Annotated in this window: 15 protein-coding genes and 1 pseudogene; 8 read left to right on the plus strand and 8 right to left on the minus strand. The window is 70.0% G+C overall.

The features are described from left to right. Nucleotides 1-427: 427 nt before the first annotated feature. Nucleotides 428-1,069 carry a DNA-3-methyladenine glycosylase gene (locus AB0I77_RS10770; RefSeq protein WP_363282092.1) on the minus strand — a complete coding sequence of 214 codons (642 nt, stop codon included), beginning with the start codon at nt 1,067-1,069 and terminating at the stop codon, nt 428-430. 138 nt (nt 1,070-1,207) lie between these two features. On the opposite strand from AB0I77_RS10770, the gene AB0I77_RS10775 reads away from it, so the two are divergent. The 3 genes from AB0I77_RS10775 to AB0I77_RS10785 all read left to right on the plus strand — a co-directional run bounded on the left by AB0I77_RS10775 (nt 1,208) and on the right by AB0I77_RS10785 (nt 3,224). After that, nucleotides 1,208-1,990, plus strand: a complete 783-nt coding sequence (locus AB0I77_RS10775; protein ID WP_363282093.1) for a sporulation protein — start codon at nt 1,208-1,210, stop codon at nt 1,988-1,990. Nucleotides 1,991-2,033: 43 nt separating this feature from the next. Next, a complete protein-coding gene (locus AB0I77_RS10780) occupies nt 2,034-2,573 on the plus strand; it encodes a YbhB/YbcL family Raf kinase inhibitor-like protein (RefSeq protein ID WP_363282094.1) in 540 nt (179 codons plus the stop codon). Between the two features lie 144 nt (nt 2,574-2,717). After that, nucleotides 2,718-3,224, plus strand: coding sequence for an HNH endonuclease (locus tag AB0I77_RS10785; RefSeq protein WP_363282095.1), 507 nt, complete (start codon nt 2,718-2,720; stop codon nt 3,222-3,224). Between the two features lie 57 nt (nt 3,225-3,281). On the opposite strand, the gene AB0I77_RS10790 is transcribed toward AB0I77_RS10785, so the two are convergent. The 3 genes from AB0I77_RS10790 to AB0I77_RS10800 all read right to left on the minus strand — a co-directional run bounded on the left by AB0I77_RS10790 (nt 3,282) and on the right by AB0I77_RS10800 (nt 5,667). After that, the gene (locus AB0I77_RS10790) at nt 3,282-4,214 is read right to left on the minus strand and encodes an SPFH domain-containing protein (RefSeq protein WP_363282096.1); all 933 of its coding nucleotides are present in this window, start codon (nt 4,212-4,214) and stop codon (nt 3,282-3,284) included. 140 nt (nt 4,215-4,354) lie between these two features. Next, the gene (locus tag AB0I77_RS10795; protein WP_363282097.1) at nt 4,355-4,786 is read right to left on the minus strand and encodes an NfeD family protein; all 432 of its coding nucleotides are present in this window, start codon (nt 4,784-4,786) and stop codon (nt 4,355-4,357) included. Nucleotides 4,787-4,869: 83 nt separating this feature from the next. After that, entirely contained in the window at nt 4,870-5,667 is a 798-nt protein-coding gene (locus AB0I77_RS10800; RefSeq protein WP_363282098.1) for an ABC transporter ATP-binding protein, read from the minus strand. 150 nt (nt 5,668-5,817) lie between these two features. Here AB0I77_RS10800 and AB0I77_RS10805 point away from each other — a divergent pair, with 150 nt between their 5' ends. Beyond that, nucleotides 5,818-6,606 (plus strand): hypothetical protein, encoded by a 789-nt coding sequence (locus tag AB0I77_RS10805; protein WP_363282100.1) that lies wholly within the window; start codon nt 5,818-5,820, stop codon nt 6,604-6,606. A 209-nt stretch (nt 6,607-6,815) separates the two neighbouring features. Here AB0I77_RS10805 and AB0I77_RS10810 read toward each other — a convergent pair whose 3' ends face one another. The 3 genes and pseudogenes from AB0I77_RS10810 to AB0I77_RS10820 form a co-directional block, all read right to left on the minus strand. Next, a complete protein-coding gene (locus AB0I77_RS10810) occupies nt 6,816-7,061 on the minus strand; it encodes a chaplin (RefSeq protein WP_363282102.1) in 246 nt (81 codons plus the stop codon). 157 nt (nt 7,062-7,218) lie between these two features. Then, nucleotides 7,219-7,860 (minus strand): annotated as a pseudogene (locus AB0I77_RS10815) (response regulator transcription factor). Further along, nucleotides 7,853-8,998, minus strand: a complete 1,146-nt coding sequence (locus AB0I77_RS10820) for a GAF domain-containing sensor histidine kinase (RefSeq protein ID WP_363282103.1) — start codon at nt 8,996-8,998, stop codon at nt 7,853-7,855. Before AB0I77_RS10820 ends, AB0I77_RS10815 begins: the two are co-directional and overlap by 8 nt. 184 nt (nt 8,999-9,182) lie before the next feature. Between AB0I77_RS10820 and AB0I77_RS10825 the strand changes: the two genes are divergently transcribed. From AB0I77_RS10825 to AB0I77_RS10835, 3 genes are all read left to right on the plus strand, one after another. After that, nucleotides 9,183-9,878 carry an SDR family oxidoreductase gene (locus tag AB0I77_RS10825; protein WP_363282104.1) on the plus strand — a complete coding sequence of 232 codons (696 nt, stop codon included), beginning with the start codon at nt 9,183-9,185 and terminating at the stop codon, nt 9,876-9,878. Next, complete coding sequence (locus tag AB0I77_RS10830; RefSeq protein WP_363282105.1) at nt 9,875-10,963, plus strand: S-adenosylmethionine:tRNA ribosyltransferase-isomerase; 1,089 nt, start codon at nt 9,875-9,877, stop codon at nt 10,961-10,963. Before AB0I77_RS10825 ends, AB0I77_RS10830 begins: the two co-directional genes overlap by 4 nt. A 297-nt stretch (nt 10,964-11,260) precedes the next feature. Further along, nucleotides 11,261-12,040: a transglycosylase SLT domain-containing protein gene (locus tag AB0I77_RS10835; protein WP_363282106.1), complete on the plus strand. Its 780-nt coding sequence runs from the start codon at nt 11,261-11,263 to the stop codon at nt 12,038-12,040. Nucleotides 12,041-12,144: 104 nt separating this feature from the next. Here the strand turns inward: AB0I77_RS10835 and AB0I77_RS10840 are convergent, their stop codons facing one another. After that, nucleotides 12,145-14,670, minus strand: a complete 2,526-nt coding sequence (locus AB0I77_RS10840; protein ID WP_363282107.1) for an FHA domain-containing protein — start codon at nt 14,668-14,670, stop codon at nt 12,145-12,147. 251 nt (nt 14,671-14,921) lie between these two features. On the opposite strand from AB0I77_RS10840, the gene AB0I77_RS10845 reads away from it, so the two are divergent. Next, complete coding sequence (locus AB0I77_RS10845) at nt 14,922-17,534, plus strand: streptophobe family protein (RefSeq protein ID WP_363282108.1); 2,613 nt, start codon at nt 14,922-14,924, stop codon at nt 17,532-17,534. The last annotated feature ends 59 nt before the right edge of the window (nt 17,535-17,593 follow it).

Consider the following 17,593-nt stretch of genomic DNA (forward strand, 5'->3'; position numbering starts at 1 on the left):
GACGGGAGAGACGGGGTATCAACATATCTGGCGTTGACTTTTGGCACGCTGTTGAGTTCTCAAGGAACGGACGCTTCCTTTGTACTCACCCGAGAAACTCTCTCGCGGCTTTCCTCCGGGCGCTTCCCTTCGGTTCTTGCGTTTCCGACTCTACCAGATCCTTTTCCGATCCGATTCCCTGTCGGCGGGATATACCGAAGACCCTTGGCTTTCGCCTGTCGGCCTTTCGACATTCACTACGTTAGCCGATTCCCCTCGCCAACTCATAATCGAGTCCCGCGAGTTCCGAATTCAGACATGCAAGCACGCCGAATAAGCCCCCGCTGAGGGGAAGTCGTAGGTAGTGGTTTGGCCGCTTCCGGCTGCTGGCGAACGCCGTACCCGGTTCAAGCGGCTCGGGCTACGTTACGCATCTTCCAAGAGCGAGTCAACTTGAGCGACGCCTGGGTACGTGAGCCCGATACGGGCTCACCGTCGGGTCGTTGGCGATCCAGTACCGCCATGGGTGGACGCCTCCGTCGCCGGCCACTCCGGTGCGTGGGCCGTTGTTCACCAGGTCGGAGGGCACGGATTCGCCGGTCAGGATCCGTAGGGGTGTGTCCTCGGCGGTACAGGCGTCCGTGCCGTCCAGGGCCCGGTCCACGCCCAGGGCCGTGGCCAGGCGGGCGGGGCCTTTGGCCAGTTCCTTGTCGTTTCGGGCCGAGAGCCGACGTTTGCGGGCCAGTTCGGCGCCTTCGACGATCTCCCCGGCGCGGAGCAGGACGGCGCTCGCCGTGCCCTCCGGGCCGCACACCAGGTTCATGCAGAACCACATGCCGTAGGTGAAGTAGACGTACACGTGCCCAGGCGGACCGAACATCACGCTGTTGCGGGCCGTGCGGCCGCGATAGGCGTGGGAGCCGGGGTCGTTCAGGCCGTCGTAGGCCTCGACCTCCGTGAGGCGCACCGCGATCGGACCGTCCGGCGTCGTGCGGACGAGGATGCGGCCGAGGAGGTCGGGGGCTACGTCCAGTACGGGGCGGTCGAAGAAGTCCCTGGGGAGTGGCATACGGTCCGGGGGCGCGATCATGGCGTCCGAGCGTAGTCCAGAGGGGTGCGTACCAAGGGGTGGTCAGGCTTCCTCCGGCTTGCCAGGGTGAGGGCGCGGAACCGGCCAGGGCCGGATCGCGTTTGTAGGGATCAAGGGTCCATCGGTAGAGGGAGAGACATGGCGTTCAAGAAGCTGCTCGCGAGCCTGGGGGCCGGCGGGGCTTCGGTGGAGACGGTGCTGACCGAGGTCAACGTCGTTCCGGGTGGTGTCGTCCAGGGTGAGGTGCGGATCCAGGGCGGGTCCGTCGACCAGCAGATCGAGGCGCTGTCGGTCGGGCTTCAGGCCAAGGTCGAGGTCGAGAGCGGCGACCAGGAGTACAAGCAGGACATCGAGTTCACGAAGGTGCCGCTCGGTGGGGCCTTCGAGTTGAAGGCGAATGCCGTGCACGCGGTGCCGTTCGGTCTTGAGATCCCGTGGGAGACGCCGATCACGATGATCGACGGGCGCGCGCTGCCCTCGATGCACATCGGTGTCAGCACGGAGCTGGCGATCGCCCGGGCCGTGGACTCCGGCGATCTGGACCCGGTCAACGTGCACCCGCTGCCCGCGCAGAAGGCGATCCTGGACGCGTTCATCCAGCTGGGCTTCCGGTTCAAGAACGCGGACATGGAGCGCGGCCACATCCGGGGTACACGGCAGAAGCTGCCGTTCTACCAGGAGATCGAGTTCCTGCCGCCGCAGCAGTACCGGGGTCTGAACCAGGTCGAGTTGAGCTTCGTCGCCGACGCGAACGCGATGGACGTCATCCTGGAGATGGACAAGAAGCCGGGTCTGTTCAGCGAGGGCAGTGACACCTTCCGCTCGTTCCAGGTGGGTCTGAACGACTTCCAGGGCACCGACTGGGTGGCCTACCTCAACCAGTGGCTGTCCGAGGTCGGCAGCAAGCGCAACTGGTTCTAGGCTCGGAACCACTGACTCCAGAACCGATCCAGGAGGTACCGAGGTGACCGAGCTCAAGCGGCGGCCGCTCCCGCACGACTTCCATCCGCCCGTGCCGTCGTTCACGGTGACGAGCGAGGACGTCGCGGAGGGTGCGACGCTCAAGGACGCTCAGGTCTACGCGGCCGGCAACACCTCGCCGCAGCTGCGGTGGGAGGGCTTCCCGCCTCAGACCAAGAGCTTCGCCGTGACCTGCTATGACCCCGATGCTCCGACGGGCAGTGGATTCTGGCACTGGGTGGTGTTCGACATCCCGGTCTCGGTCACCGAGCTGCCGGTGGGTGCGGGCAGCGGCAAGTTCGAGGGGCTGCCGGAGGGCGCGGTCCAGGCACGCAACGACTACGGGTCGAAGGAGTTCGGCGGTGCCGCTCCGCCGCCCGGGGACGGCCCGCACCGGTATGTGTTCACGGTGTACGCCGTGGACCAGGAGAAGCTCGGACCAGACTCCGATGCGACCCCTGCCTACGTGGGCTTCAACCTGCGGTTCCACACGCTGGCGCGCGCCCAGCTGATCGGTGAGTACGAGGTGCCCGCCGAAGCCTGACATTCATAGAACGTTTGCCCGCCTCTGGTCTTGGAATTGATCAGGGGCGGGCATTTTTATTGCGTTGTCCATCTCGGCGTGCCCGGCCAGAGTTGATCCAGCCCGCCACAGGGGTGGGCCGGTACGCACGGGAGGTGGGCTGACATGCGGGACACGCTGGTACTGAACGCGAGCTTCGAGCCGCTGTCCACGGTGACGTTGAACCGAGCCGTCGTTCTGGTGCTTCAGGACAAGGCCGTCGTCGAGCAGTCCCACCCCGAACTGCGTATGCGCGGAGCCGCGGTCGACATACCGGCGCCCCGGGTGATCAGGCTGTGCAGGTACGTACGGGTGCCCTTCCGAAGACAAGCCCCGTGGTCGAGGCGGGGTGTCCTGGTGCGGGACCGGCACAGGTGCGCGTACTGCGGCCGGCGGGCGACGACCGTGGACCACGTGGTGCCGCGGTCGCAGGGCGGTCAGGACACCTGGCTGAACACGGTGGCCTCGTGCGCGCAGGACAACCACCGCAAGGCGAACCGGACTCCGGAGCAGGCGGACATGCCGCTGCTTCGGCAGCCGTTCGAGCCGACACCGGCGGGCGCGATGCTGCTGTCGCTGGGCAATGACGACTTCCAGGCCCTGCCCAAGTGGCTGGCACAGCCGGCCGCCTAGTGCGTACGACGATGGGGCCCACCTCCGAGCGGAGGCGGGCCCCATCGTCGTATCCCGTCAGTCGGTGACGGAGGGCTTCTCGCGGCGCTCCGTGCCGCCGCCCGAATTGCCGCCCATGGGGCCGAAGTTGCCCATGGCGCCGCTCAGTCCCTTGAGCGCGTCGCCGATCTCGCTGGGCACGATCCAGAGCTTGTTGGCGTCGCCCTCGGCGATCTTCGGGAGCATCTGGAGGTACTGGTAGGCGAGGAGCTTCTGGTCCGCGTCTCCGGCGTGGATGGACTCGAAGACCGTACGGATGGCCTGGGCTTCGCCCTCGGCGCGCAGGGCGGCGGCCTTGGCCTCACCTTCGGCGCGGAGGATCTGCGACTGCTTCTCACCTTCGGCGGTGAGGATGGCGGCCTGGCGCGTACCTTCGGCGGTGAGGATCGCGGCGCGCTTGTCGCGGTCGGCGCGCATCTGCTTCTCCATCGAGTCCTGGATGGAGGTCGGCGGCTCGATGGCCTTCAGTTCCACGCGGTTGACGCGGATGCCCCACTTGCCGGTGGCTTCGTCGAGGACGCCACGCAGGGCGGCGTTGATCTCCTCGCGGGAGGTCAGGGTCCGCTCCAGGTCCATGCCGCCGATGATGTTGCGGAGCGTGGTGACGGTGAGCTGCTCGATCGCCTGGATGTAGCTGGCGACTTCGTAGGTCGCGGCCCGGGCGTCGGTCACCTGGTAGTAGATGACGGTGTCGATGTTCACGACCAGGTTGTCCTGGGTGATCACCGGCTGCGGCGGGAACGGCACGACCTGTTCACGCAGGTCGATGCGGTTGCGGATGGTGTCGATGAACGGGACGACGATGTTGAGGCCCGCGTTGAGCGTCCGCGTGTAGCGGCCGAAGCGCTCCACGATGGCTGCGCTCGCCTGCGGGATGACCTGGATCGTCTTGATCAGGGCGATGAAGACCAACACCACCAGGATGATCAAGACGATGATGACCGGTTCCATCGTGCTCCCCGTACCCTTCTCCGCCTCGGCGCTTTCGGAAGATCTTATGCCTGTTGAAGATCTTGCTGGTCGAGTGTGACAGACCGTCGCGTGCTCGTGGGGCGTTCCGTCCAGTTACGTCATGTCCCGAACCGGCAAGGTCACATGACGATCGCCGTGGCTCCCTCGATCTCCACAACATCCACTTCCTGGCCCACTTCGTAGGCGTGGTCGGTGTCGAGAGAGCGGGCCGACCAGACTTCTCCGGCGAGCTTGATCCGGCCGCCGGAGCCGTCCACGCGCTCCAGGACGACGGCTGGTCTGCCCTTCAAGGCGTCCACGCCGGAAAGGAGTTGGGGTCGCTGCGAGCGCTGCCGGGCGGCGATGGGCCGTACGACGGCGATGAGGGCGACCGAGACGACGGCGAAGACCAGCACCTGGACGACGAGGTCGCCGCCGATTGCGGCCGCGAGGGCGGCGGCCAGCGCGCCCACCGCGAGCATGCCCAGTTCCGGCATCGCGGTCACCACGAGCGGGATTCCGAGCGCCGCCGCGCCGACGAGCCACCACACCCATGCGTCGATGTCGTTCACATGGTCATGGTAGGTCCGCGGGTACCACCTCCGACAGGGCGCCGAGCCTGGAAACGGCCTTCTTGCCCGGGAGTTCGGCAAGTTCAGGACAGCGGCAGGCCCTGTGCGGTCCAGCGCTCGCCGTTCTGTTCGACGACGAGCGGGAGGCCGAAGCAGAGGGAGAGGTTGCGGGAGGTGAGTTCGAGCTCCAGCGGACCGGCGGCCATGACCTTGCCCTGGCGGATCATCAGGACGTGGGTGAAGCCGGGGGCGATCTCCTCGACATGGTGGGTGACCATGATCATCGAGGGGGCGATGGGGTCGCGGGCGAGGCGGCCGAGGCGGCGTACGAGGTCCTCGCGGCCGCCGAGGTCGAGGCCGGCGGCGGGCTCGTCGAGGAGCAGCAGCTCGGGGTCGGTCATCAGGGCGCGGGCGATGAGGGTGCGCTTGCGCTCGCCCTCGGAGAGCGTGCCGAACTTGCGCTCCAGGTAGTCGCTCATGCCGAGGCGGTCGAGGAAGGCGCGGGCGCGCTGCTCGTCGACCTCCTCGTACTCCTCCTGCCAGCCGGCGGTCATGCCGTACGCGGCGGTGAGTACCGTCTGTAGGACGGTCTGGCGCTTGGGGAGCTTGTCGGCCATGGCGATGCCGGCCATGCCGATACGGGGGCGCAGCTCGAAGACGTCGGTGCCGGGCTTGCCGAGGGTCTCGCCGAGGATCGTGGCCGTGCCCGTGCTGGGGTAGAGGTAGCTGGAAGCGACGTTCAGGAGGGTGGTCTTGCCGGCGCCGTTGGGGCCGAGGATGACCCAGCGCTCGCCCTCCTTGACCGACCAGGAGACCTGGTCCACCAGAGCCCGGCCCTCCCGGACCACGGATACGTCCTGAAGCTCCAGAACATCGCTCATGAGCGCGTTGTCTCCCCTTGCAGTCTGGCCGGTCTCGGTGTCGCGTTCGCCGGTGGCTCGATCCGCCGCGCCGGTGGGCGCAGCCCTCAAGGAAATCTACGCCACCGGTCGCCCGCTCCATTCCATCGGTCCGGTCCTTAGGGTGGAGGCATGCTTTCGGAACCACGTTCAGGACGCCTTGCCGCCTGGGGAAATGCCCTGTTGGTCGGACTTGTCTCGCCGGACGACGCCGTGCTCTCGATAGTCGGGGACGACGTGCTGCACCGGGTGGAGGGGCTGCCGGGTGAGTCGGCGCCCGTCGGTCTCACGCTCGCGCTGGGGCGGCTGCGGTCGCTCGGGGTGACGGGGCTGCGGGTCGCGCTGCCCGCGCCCGGGCACCCGCTGGGGCTGAGCGGGCCGCCGGAGTTCAACGCGCGGGCGCTGGACGCCGAGGAGGCCGTGATCTGTTACGGCGCCGCGCTCGGGTTGGTGCCCGAGGTGTACGAGGCCGGGCCGGACGGCGATGTGCATGTCGAGGTGGTGTGGCACTGCCTGGCGGTGCGGGAGGCGCCGCCCGCCGATGTGCCCTCGCTCGGGGAGGCCGAGCGGGAGCTGGCGGAGGCGCTCCGGGACGCGACCGAGGTGCTCACGCGGCTGGACGTGGCCGGGTCGGGGCCGGTGGCTCAGGCGGCGATCGATGCGTACCGGGCGCGGGCCGAGCGGGGGCAGGAGGTGTTGGCTCCGGGGTATCCGCCGCGGGCGGTGCGGGTGCTGGAGCTGGCGCAGCGGGTGCGGCTGCTGGTTTCCCTGGCGTACGAGAACGGGCACGGGGGTGCGGTGAGTTCCGCTGAGATGGCGGCCCGGGGGCAGGCGTTGCGGCCGGTGGAGCGGACGGCTCGGCGGGCGCAGGTGGCTGCGTACAACTCCGTTGTGGAGGAGCAGGAGAGGGGGGTGCGGTGAGCGTCGGTTGTGGTGGTGGACGGTGTGGGTGGGGGCGTGCCTGGGGGCTCTGCCCCCAGACCCCCGTTTCGGCCTGAACGGCCTCGTCCTCAAACGCCGGACGGGCTGAGATTGCCTGGACCGGCGCTGAAATGTTCACCAAGACGCCGACCGGCCTCCCGAGTGGGGGCCCGGGAGGCCGGAGGTCAGTGCCCGCTGGGCGACCGGTGTCAGTGGTTGATGCCGAGGTTGCCGAAGGCGGGGTTCAGCACGCCGATGACGTTCACGCTGTTGCCGACGTCGTTGATCGGGACGTGCACCGGGACCTGGGTGACGTTGCCCGAGACGACGCCCGGCGAGCCCACGGCCTTGCCGTCGGCGTGCGCACCGTCGGTGGCAGAGGCCATCCCGGCACCGGCGGCGACCAGCCCGCCGGCCACCATCGTCACGGCCGCTGCCTTCTTCAGCTTGTTCACTTCTGAGCCCTCCTAGCGATTGCCGCGGCAGTCGCCGCAGCACGCACTGGAGAACGGCGGAGGGCCACAAAGGATGCGCCATCCGGGGGACATTCCCACGACGGTATGAATCTCAGTCCGGAGCGGAACGCTCCGTATTGCCGAGGGCCAAGGCCTGTCAGCCCGTCACGCCATGGCGTACGGCCCACAGGGCGGCCTGGGTGCGGTCGGCGAGGTCGAGCTTCATCAGGATGTTCGAGACGTGCGTCTTGACGGTCTTCTCGGAGAGCACCAGCGCGCGGGCGATCTATCGGTTGGAGCGGCCGTCCGCTATCAGTCCGAGCACCTCGCGCTCCCGCTCGGTGAGCGAACCGCCTCTTCCCTGCCCGGAGTTGGTCATCTCCTGGGACAACAGGGCGCCCGCGACCTCGGCTTGGAGCAGGATGTGCCCCGCGTGGACGGAACGGATGGCGCCGGCCAGCGCGTCCGGGTCGACGTCCTTGTAGACGTATCCGGCGGCGCCCGCGCGCAGGGCCGGGACGACCGTGCGCTGCTCGGTGAAGCTGGTGACGATGAGCACGCGCGCGGGGTTGTTCAGTTCCCGGAGCTTGCGCAGGGCGTCGACGCCGTCCATGCCCGGCATCTTGACGTCCATCAGGACGACGTCGGGCTTCAGTTCCTCGGCGCGGGCGACGCCTTCGGCGCCGTCGGCCGCCTCGCCCACGACCTCGATGTCGTCCTGGACTTCGAGGAACGTGCGCAGTCCCCGGCGGACCACCTGGTGGTCGTCGACGAGCAGCACCTTGATTGCGTCAGCCACCGGGGACCTCCATCTCGATCGTGGTGCCCTTGGCGGGCGCCGATTCCACGGTCAGCGTGCCGCCGACCCCGTTCGTCCGGTCCCGCATGGAGACCAGGCCCAGGTGGCGTCCCGCGCGGCGTATCGACTGGGGGTCGAAGCCGCTGCCGTCGTCCGTCACCCGCAGGACGGCTCCGCTGCCGCGCCGGTCCAGGGTCACCTCGACGTGCTGCGCGCCCGAGTGGCGCAGAGCATTGTGCAGGGCCTCCTGGGCGACGCGCAGCACGGCCTCCTCCTGGGAGGCGGGCAGGGCGCGGACGCCACGGCCGGCGAAGGTCACGCGCGCGCTGTGGGCGCGGTCGAGGACCTGGATCTGGGTGCGGAGGGTCGCGACCAGGCCGTCCTCGTCCAGTGCCGCGGGGCGCAACTCGACGACTGCCGCGCGCAGTTCATCGGCGGCCTCGGCGGCGAGCGCGGCCACCTGCTGGAGTTCGCCCTTGGCGCGGGACGGGTCGCGGTCCACCAGGGTGGCGGCGGCCTGGGCGGTCAGGCGCAGCGAGAAGAGCTTCTGGCTGACCGCGTCGTGCAGCTCGTGCGCGAGGCGGGAGCGCTCCTCGGCGATCGTCAGCTCGCGGCTGCGTTCGTAGAGGCGGGCGTTGGTGAGGGCGATCGCGGCGTGCTGGGCGAGGATCGAGAGCAGTTCCTCGTCGTCCTCGGTGAAGCCGCAGGTGCCCTCGGGCTTGGGGCAGTTCTTGTTCGCGAGGAACAGCGCGCCGATGACCTCGTCGCCGTCGCGGATCGGCAGGCCCAGGAAGTCGGACATGTCGGGGTGGGCGGAGGGCCAGCCCTCGAAGCGGGGGTCCTGGCGCACGTCGGCGAGGCGCTCGACCCTGGCCTCGCGCAGCATCGCGGCGAGGATGCCGTGCTGGCGCGGGAGCGGGCCGATGGCCTTCCACTGCGCTTCGCTGACGCCGTCGACCACGAACTGGGCGAAGCCGCCGTGGTCGTCCGGGACACCGAGGGCGGCGTACCGCGCGTCGAGCAGCTCGCGGGCGGAGGCGACGATCGTCTTGAGGACGTCGCGCACCTCCAGGTGCCTGCTCATGGCCAGCAGCGCGGAGCTCACCGCGGCGAGGCCGGACCGGGGGCCTTGACTCATGCCCTCACGTTACCGGCGGGGTGTGACAACGCGGATCCGACCAGTGAGGGCCCTCTCCTAGGCCGGTGGGCCTAGGACGAAGGGCCTCGCCTCTTTGCGGCCCGCGTCCGAGGCGCCGCGGGCAGCCGTGTTCCTACGTTGGTGGCACGCCGATCGAGGCGTCGAGGACGAGGGGACGTGTGTCATGCCGGTAGCGATCATCACTGGGGCCTCCAAAGGACTGGGGCGGGCGCTGGCCGAGGCGCTGGCCGCCCGCGGCTGGGATCTGGTGCTGGACGCCAGAGGCGCTCAGGCCCTCACGGAGGCGGCGGCGGTCGTGTCGGCGCACGGCACGCGTGTGACGGCGTTGCCGGGGGACGTCACGGACGCCGGGCACCGGAGCGAGCTGGTGGCGGCCGCGTGGCGGCTCGGCGGGATCGACCTGCTGGTGAACAACGCGAGCGCGCTGGGCGCCGAGCCGCTGGTCCGGCTGGAGAAGCTGCCCCTGGAGGGGCTCAGGCGGGCGCTGGAGGTCAATGTGGTGGCCGCGCTGGGCCTGGTCCAGGAGGCGCTGCCGCTGTTGCGGGCCTCGGAGGCGGGCACGGTGATCGCGGTCAGCTCGGACGCGGCCGCCGAGGCGTACGAGACGTGGGGCGGCTACGGGGCGTCCAAGGCCGCCCTGGACCACCTGACGGCGGTGTTCGCCGCGGAGGAGCCCGGGCTGCGGGTCTGGGCGGTCGACCCCGGGGACATGGCGACGGAGCTGTACGCGGCGGCCGTACCGGAGGACGACGATCCGCGGCCGGAGCCGGCCGGTGTGGTCCCCGCGTTCCTGCGGCTGCTGGACGAGCGTCCCGTGAGCGGGCGCTACGGGGCGCCTTCCCTGCTGGAGTCGCGATGACGCTGGCAGTGCGCGTATCTGAGGAGCTGTCCGCGCGCGTACCGGCCGAGCAGCGCGGGCCCGGGCTCGACCGGGATGCCGTACGGCTGCTGGTGTCGCGTGGCACGGAGGTGTCACACCACGCGTTCGTCGAGCTGCCCCGGCTGCTGCGGGCGGGGGACCTGCTGGTCGTCAATACGTCTCCCACGCTGGCCGCCGCGGTCGACGGGCGGATCGGGCACGCGCGCGTGGTGGTGCACTTCTCCACGCGCGGGGACGACGGGCGGTGGGCGGTCGAGCTGCGGGATCCCGACGGGGAGGGCACCACGCGCGCGCGTGCGGGCGGTCCCGCGGGGACGGAAGTGCGGCTGCCGGGAAGGGGGCGGCTGGTTCTGGAGGAGCCGGTGAGCGCGGGGAGCGAGCGGCTGTGGTGGGCGCGAGTGCCCGGGGCGGGAGTCCTCGGGATGCTGCGGGCGTACGGGCGGCCGATTCGCTACTCCTATACGGAGCGGGACCAGCCGTTGTCCGTGTACCAGACGGTGTTCGCACTGCCGACGCCTGACGGGGCGGGCAGCGCGGAGATGCCGAGTGCGGGCCGGCCCTTCACCGCGCGGCTGGTGGCGGAGCTGGTGAGCCGGGGGGTGCAGTTCGCGCCGATCACGCTGCACACGGGGGTGGCCTCGGCTGAGGCGCACGAGCCGCCGTATCCGGAGCGGTTCGCGGTGCCGGAGGCGTCGGCTCGGCTGATCAACGCGGTCAGGGCCGATCAGGCAAGGCGGGTCATCGCCGTCGGTACGACGGCCGTGCGGGCCGTGGAGTCGGCGACGGGGGACGACGGGGTGGTGCGGGCGGCCGACGGCTGGACCGGTCTCGTGGTCACGCCGGAGAGGGGTGTACGTGTGGTCGACGGGCTGCTGACGGGGCTGCACGAGCCGGAGGCCTCGCATCTGCTGATGCTGGAGGCGATCGCGGGGCGGGCGGCTATCGACCGCAGCTACGAGGAGGCGCTGCGCGGGCTCTACCTGTGGCACGAGTTCGGGGACGTGCACCTCGTCCTCCCGGAGAAGGGGCCTCACACAGAGCATTGCGCCAGCAACTGTTGGTGAGACCAGCACCCGCCGGATGTGAGCCCGCACATAGGGCGCAGATCACGTACGAAGGGAGATAGGAGACAAAGGGTCCCACCCTGAACGGGGCAGACGTTCCGGTCTGTCCCGTTTTGCCCTTCCCTGATCCACTACCCAGCTTCGTACGTCACACCTTTGCCTGGGCATTTTGCGGCCGCTAAGAATGGCTCTCGTCGCTCAGCGCCGCGGGTTCCGACCGCGGCGTTTGTGCCGGAAATACGGCAGTCCCCACGGACGAAGAGCGACCTCCGCGCTATTCGAAGAGGTCCATTCGCCATGCCCAAGAACATCAAGTTTCGTGAACGTAGTCGCGCCCTGACCCGAACGCACAAGATCGCCATCGCGGGTGTCGCCACGCTCGGCGCCGCCGCCGTCGCGTTCTCCGCCGTCCCTGGCGGGCAGACGACCACGTCCCAGGCGGCCGGCGCCTCGGCCCCGGTGGCCTACGGCTCCGGGCAGCTCAAGGGCCTCCAGTCGGGCGTCTCCGAGCAGCTCGCCGGTGACAGCCTCCAGAGCAAGGCCACCGCGGTTCAGGAGAAGGCCAAGGCCGCCGAAGCGAAGGCCAAGGCCGAGGCGGCGGCGAAGAAGAAGGCCGCCGCCGAAACCGCCGCCAAGAAGAAGGCCGCCGCCGCAGCCGCCGCGAAGAAGAAGGCCCAGCAGGCGCGCGAGGCGAAGGAGGCCGCCAGCAGGTCCGCCAAGCGCACCCCGGTCAAGGCCGCCGCCGCGAAGACCTACACCAACAACCTCGACGGCTGGATCAAGCACTCGCTCGACATCATGAAGGCCAAGGGCATCCCGGGCAGCTACAACGGCCTGCACCGCAACATCATCCGGGAGTCCTCGGGCAACCCGAACGCCATCAACAACTGGGACATCAACGCCATCAACGGCATCCCCTCGAAGGGGCTGCTCCAGGTCATCCCGCCGACCTTCAAGGCGTACCACGTCCCGGGCACGTCCTGGAACATCTACGACCCGGTCGCCAACATCACCGCCGCCGCCAACTACGCGGCCGACAAGTACGGCTCTATGGACAACGTCAACAGCGCGTACTGAGGCCGCGCGGACCTCTTCCTACGCCGATTCCTACGCCGAAGGGCGGCACCCTCACCGGGGTGCCGCCCTTCACCGTCGTACGAGAGTCCGTCGTACGAGAGTGATCACTTGCGCATGACCTCGGGCTCGTGGCGGCGCAGGAAGCGGGCCACGAAGAAGCCGCAGATCACTCCGAGGACGATCAGGGCGGCCATGTCCATGCCCCAGGTGCCGACCGTGTGCTCCCACAGCGGGTCGGTGCCGCCGCCGTCCTTGGGCGGGCTGATCTTGTTGAAGTCCAGCGTGGCGCCCGCGGCGGCGACCGCCCATCGGGACGGCATCAGGTACGAGAACTCGTTGACCCCGACCGCGCCGTTCAGCGCGAACAGGCAGCCGGTGAACACGACCTGGATGATCGCGAACATGACCAGCAGCGGCATGGTCTTCTCGGCCGTCTTCACCAGCGAGGAGATGACCAGGCCGAACATCATCGAGGTGAAGCCCAGCGCCATGATCGGGATGGAGAGCTCGATCAGCGTCGCGCTGCCGAGGACCAGGCCCTCCTTCGGGATCTCCCGGCTCGCGAACCCGATGACGCCGACCATCAGGCCCTGAAGCACGGTGATCACGCCGAGCACGAACACCTTGGACATCAGGTACGCGGAGCGGGACAGGCCGGTCGCGCGCTCCCGCTCGTAGATGACCCGTTCCTTGATCAGCTCGCGGACCGAGTTGGCCGCGCCGGCGAAGCAGGCGCCGACCGCGAGGATCAGCAGGACCGTGGTGGCGGTGCCGTTCGGGATGATCCGGCCGGTCTTCGGGTTGGCCGGGTTGGGCAGCAGGCTGTTGCCCGAGTCGATGAGCAGGCTCACCGCGCCCAGGACGGCCGGCAGGATCACCGTCAGAGCCAGGAAGCCCTTGTCGGAGGCGATCACCGACGTGTAGCGGCGCACCAGCGTGACGAACTGCGACATCCAGCCCTGCGGCTTGGGCGGACGCATCGAATGCGGCGGAGGCATGTGTACGGACTGCGGCGCAACGGCGTCGATGTCCGCGGCGTACATCTGGTAGTGCTGCGAGCCCTTCCAGCGGCCCGCCCAGTCGTAGTCGCGGTAGTTCTCGAAGGCGGAGAAGACGTCGGCCCAGGTGTCGTAGCCGAAGAAGTTCAGCGCCTCCTCCGGCGGACCGAAGTAGGCGACCGCGCCGCCCGGCGCCATCACCAGGAGCTTGTCGCAGATCGCCAGTTCGGCCACGGAGTGGGTGACGACCAGGACCGTACGGCCGTCGTCGGCGAGGCCGCGCAGCAGCTGCATGACGTCGCGGTCCATGCCCGGGTCAAGGCCCGAGGTCGGCTCGTCCAGGAAGATCAGCGACGGCTTGGTCAGCAGCTCCAGGGCCACGGAGACGCGCTTGCGCTGGCCGCCGGAGAGGGAGGTGACCTTCTTCTCCTTGTGGATGTCCAGCTTCAGCTCACGCAGCACCTCGTCGATGCGCTGGTCGCGCTCCTCGGTGCTGGTGTCCGAGGGGAAGCGCAGCTTGGCCGCGTACTTGAGGGCCTTCTTGACGGTCAGTTCCTTGTGCAGGATGTCGTCCTGCGGGACCAGACCGATGCGCTGGCGCAGCTCGGCGAACTGCTTGTAGAGGTTCCGGTTGTCGTAGAGGACGTCGCCCTGGTTGGCGGGCCGGTAGCCGGTGAGCGCCTTGAGCAGGGTCGACTTGCCGGAACCGGACGGGCCGATGACCGCGATCAGCGACTTCTCCGGGACGCCGAAGGAGACGTCCTTGAGGATCTGCTTGCCGCCGTCGACCGTGACCGTCAGGTGACGGGCCGAGAAGGAGATCTCGCCGGTGTCGACGAACTCCTCGAGGCGGTCGCCGACCAGGCGGAACGTCGAGTGGCCGACGCCGACGATGTCGTTCGGGCCGAGCAGCGCCGAGCCGCCCTTGACGATCGGCTGACCGTTGACGTACGTGCCGTTGTGCGAACCGAGGTCGCGGATCTCGTAGCGGCCGTCGGGCGTGGCGTGGAACTCGGCGTGGTGCCGGGAGACCTGAAGGTCGGAGACGACCAGCTCGTTCTCCAGCGCGCGACCGATGCGCATGACGCGGCCGAGGGAGAACTGGTGGAACGTGGTCGGACTGCGGTCGCCGTAGACCGGCGGCGCCCCCGCGCCACCACCGGGGCCGTGCTGCTGCGGAATCTGCGGTGCGGCCTGCTGCGGCTGCTGCCAGCCGGCCTGCGGGGCCTGCTGTTGCGGGGCCTGCGGGGCCTGTTGGGCCGCTGCCCAGCCGGGGCTCGCGCCCTGGGCCGCGTACGGCTGCTGCTGTGGCTGAGCCTGCGGTGTGGCGACGGCGGCCGCGGCGCCGGCGACGGCGAGGCGCGGTCCGTCGGTCGCGTTGCCGAGGTGTACGGCCGAGCCGGGGCCGATCTCCATCTGATGGATCCGCTGCCCCTGCATGAATGTGCCGTTGGTGCTGCCGTGGTCCTCGATGACCCAACCGCGGCCGCTCCAGCTGATCGTGGCGTGACGCCAGGACACCCTGGCGTCGTCGAGCACGATGTCTCCCTGCGGATCCCGTCCGAGGGTGTATGACCTGGACGGGTCGATCGTCCAGGTACGTCCGTTCAATTCCAGTACGAGTTCCGGCACTCCAGCCCCACTGAGTAGTCCCCCGAGTTACCCCCATCACAGGGAGTCTAGGGATGTCGAACATCGTCGGGAACTATTTCAGGCTCGGCCCTCTGACCGAAAGTCGGGCCTTGTGAAGAAGGCGTTCGCCCGCTTCGGCTGTTTCCGTTGACGGGGTTGAAATCGGGCCGGAGAGTGGTAAATCACGTGAGGGGGACATGCGCGGCGACTGAGCCGCGCCGCGGATCGGGGGGTCTGCCATGAGTGCGTCCATGAGCGTCGAGACCGCGAAACACGGCACGAGGCTGCCGTGGGGCGACATCCTGCTGTCCGCGATCGCCTCCGTGAGCTGGGCGTTGATCGGGATGGCCGGCACGGCGGCGCTCGGTCTGCATCTGCTGGAGGCGGACGCGGCGGGCTCGCTCGGGCCGATGACCGCGGCGGTGGTGGCTCTTGGGGCGGGTGGTTCGGTCACACCGTCCGGCGATGTGTCCGCGTTCGGGCTCACGGGCGCGGAGGTGGCGACCGCCGTCGAGATCACGCCACTCGGCGTGAGCCTCGTCGGAGCACTGCTGTTGTCGTGGTTCTTCTTACGGTCCCTGCGCGCGGCCGGAGTTGTGATCGCGCCGTCCGAACTCCTCGCGCGGGCAGGCGCGGTGGTCGCGTTGTTCGTGGCGATGCTGGGCGGGCTGGTGTGGGCGGGGCACGACGTCATCACGATCGACGGGAGCTCGCTCGGGCTCGACGTCCTGCCCGGCGGTGGTGGGGGCGGTGGCATCGAGATTCCCGGGGTAGGTGACATCGGGGATATCGGGGACATCGGGGGGCTGCTGCCCGACCAGATCGGTGACCTCGTCGACGCGCGGGCGGCGGTCGGCTTCACGGTGGACACCGCGCCGACGCTGCTCGGCGGCCTCGGCTGGTCGGCCGGGATCCTGCTGATCGCGCTGCTGGCCTCGCGCCGCACGCCGCTGCCGCGGGGCTGGGAGGCCGTGCACCGGGTGGTACGGCCGGCCGCGTCCGCCCTCGTCACGGTTCTGCTGGTGGCGGTGGCCGCGGGGTTCGCCGCGGCGGGGTACGCGGCGATCGGCGACGACCATCCCAAGCGGATCGCGGGCGCGGCGCTGCTCGGCGCCCCCAACGGGACGTGGCTGGGCATTCCGATCGGCCTGTTCGTCCCATGGGACGGCAAGGCGACCGGCGAGCTGGGGCAGCTGCTCCCGGACCCGTTGGACGACCTGCTGAGGGCCGACTCCGACCAGCCGGTGACGCTGGGACGGCTGGCCGAGCTGGACGGGCGGGTGTGGCTGCTGGGGGTTGCGGCGGGGCTGATGATGCTGCTGGCGGGGGTGTTGATGGCCGTGCGGACGCCTGTGGGGGGTTGGGGGGCGGGGGGTGGCGGGGGTGCTTTGGGGGGCTTGGGTGCTTTGGGGGGCTTGGGTTATTCGGGGGGCTTGGGTTATTCGGGGGGCTTGGGCTATTCGGGGGGCTTGGGTTATGGGGGTGGCGGGGGTTATGGGGGGCGTGGGCTGGGGGCGGGGTTGGGGGCTGGCGGGGCGGGGGGTGGCGGTGCTGGGGGTGGGGGTACCGGGGCTGGAGGTACCGGGGGTGGGGGTACCGGGGCTCGGGGCAGTGCTGGATATGGGCGGGGTGCGGGAGCTGGGAGTGCGGGAGCTAGGGGCGTGGCGGGCGTGAGGGGCGAGGGTTCCGGGGGTGGGCAAGGCGGGGATTCCGGGTTCGTACGAGATCCAGGTGCCCTCGGTTTCGCCGGGCGCTGTGCGCTGCGGCTCGGGGTCGCGACGGCGCTGACACTGCCGCTGCTCGCCTGGCTGACGGAGGTGTCGGTGGACGCCTCGCTGTCCGTGCTCGGCTTCGACGCGTTCGGCGCCGGAATCGACTTGCACGGGCACGTCGGCATGGCGCTACTGCTCGGCGCGCTGTGGGGTGCGGGAGCGGGTGCGGTCGGCGCGCTGCTCGCCCGAGCGACCGGGGCGGCGGGACGAGCGGCGGCACCACTGGCACTCGGTGACGCGACGGGGATGCGGAGCACGGGGGCGGCGACGGCGCGAGGTGCCGGGGATCCGCGGTATGCGGGCATGGCGGGAGGGCCGTATGCCGACTCGGCGGAAGGGCCGTATACCGGTGAAGCGGGAAGGCCGTATACCGGCTCGGCGGAGGGATCGCCGTACAGCGACGGGGCGGGAGGACCGTACGGGGACCAGGGCGAGGTGCCCTTCGCTGGTGGAGCCGGAGGACCGTACGGGGACCAGAGCGAGGGGCCCTACGCCGGCGAGGCGGGAGCACGCTACCCGAGCCAGACCCAAGGACCCTACGCCCGCGAAACCGGAGGACCCTACACGCGGCAAACCGACGGACCCCACGCCGGCGAGGCGGGAGCGCCTGCCGCAGGCCCACACGCAGGCCAAACCCGTGAGCCCTCCCCCGCGGAAACCGGAGAACCGCCGCCCTACCGCGGCCAGACCGGGAAGCCGCACACGGGCGAAGCCGGGCCCTACTCCCCCGGTGCGTCGTACCGACCGCCGAACCCGGACACCAATCCGTACCTGCGGGTGCCGGAGGACGCTGGGCCCGCTGGTGCGGGGGCGGCGGCCGGAGGTGGGCGATCGGCTGGTGGAAGGTCGCCGGGGGAAGGAGCGGGGACGGCGGAGGGTGCGCGGTCGGCCGACGAGGTGGGGGAGCCCGGTGGTCCGCGGTCGCCCGGCGACGACGTGTACGGCGCCCCCACGGTGGCCCGCCCGATCGGCCCACCGCCCAGGTCACGGCCCGGAAACCGGCCGCCCTCCGGACCGGACGAGGGGCCTCCGCCCCCACCGCCGCCTCCGCCCCCGCCCCCTCCGCCCGGGAGGCCGAAACGGCGGCGGTGATCCGCTCGGGCCCCATCTCGGAGAATCGGAGAAGACGTGTTCCGCTCGTAGGGCCCATG

The sequence above is a fragment of the Streptomyces sp. NPDC050619 genome (assembly GCF_040654815.1).
In the GTDB taxonomy this organism is placed as follows: Bacteria; Actinomycetota; Actinomycetes; order Streptomycetales; family Streptomycetaceae; genus Streptomyces.